The sequence below is a fragment of the Streptomyces sp. adm13(2018) genome (genome assembly GCF_008042145.1).
In the GTDB taxonomy this organism is placed as follows: Bacteria; Actinomycetota; Actinomycetes; order Streptomycetales; family Streptomycetaceae; genus Streptomyces.
Genome location: NZ_RDBH01000291.1, coordinates 1 through 820, shown reverse-complemented (window position 1 = coordinate 820; position 820 = coordinate 1). Strand labels below are relative to the sequence as shown.

1 protein-coding gene is annotated in these 820 nt (G+C 69.3%); it reads right to left on the bottom strand.

The window, feature by feature from the left end:
• Window positions 1-624, bottom strand: a 624-nt coding sequence (locus EAO70_RS36700; RefSeq protein ID WP_148007100.1) for an N-acetylmuramoyl-L-alanine amidase, incomplete at its 3' end; no start/stop codon positions are given.
• Window positions 625-820 lie beyond the last annotated feature (196 nt).

The window sequence follows — 820 nt, the reverse complement described above, 5'->3', positions numbered from 1 at the left end:
GGCGAGGCGGGCGGCGATCCGGGTGCGCAGGCCAGGCATGCTGACAACGTTGTCGGGCCCCTTCGGATCGCTCTTCCAATCCGACCATTCGAGGTGCCCGATCGTGGACTTCTCCGTCCACTTGTGTGCCCGGGACAGCGCGGCGGACACGCGGACCATCGCCTCGACCTGCGCTGCGGGCCAGGGGTCCTTGCCGTCGCCAAGGTTTTCGCACTCCCAGCCGTAGAAGTGCGCGTTGCCATCGACCGCGCCAGCGCTGCCCTGGTGCTCGGTGGGAGCCGGGGGCCGGGTGCCGTAGGACTCGGCGACCACGGCGTCGAGGACTCGGGGGTCGCCGCCGCCGGCGTGGTTGGCGCGCCCGTTGCCGACGAGGTGAACGGTGCCGTCTCGACGGATGACGCCGTGGCACAGCGGGCCGGGGAGGTCGCCGGTGCCGTTGAAGCACATGGGGACGGCGGACATGGTCTTGGGGGTGACGGTGTGGTGGAGCATGCTGCCGTAGACGGGACCCCACTTCCCGACGTGGTTGCGGTTGTTCGTCCGCCAGCCGGGATGCTCGACGACCTTGACGCCTTCGGCGCGGAGGGCGTCGACAAGTTTGTCGGGGGTAAGTGGCGCTGCCATGGTTGGCCCCTTTCTTTGGGTCCAGCATATGCAGAAGGCCCCAACCTGGGGGGAAAGGTTGGGGCCTTGCGCGTCGCCTGCCTAGGCCATCGCACCCACAGACCGAGTATGCACCCGGATGGGGGAGTTGTGGTGCTTATCGGTGTGGCGGCGTGCCGTACGGTCCGGGAGGGCCGGGGGGTGGCTGGTAAGGGCC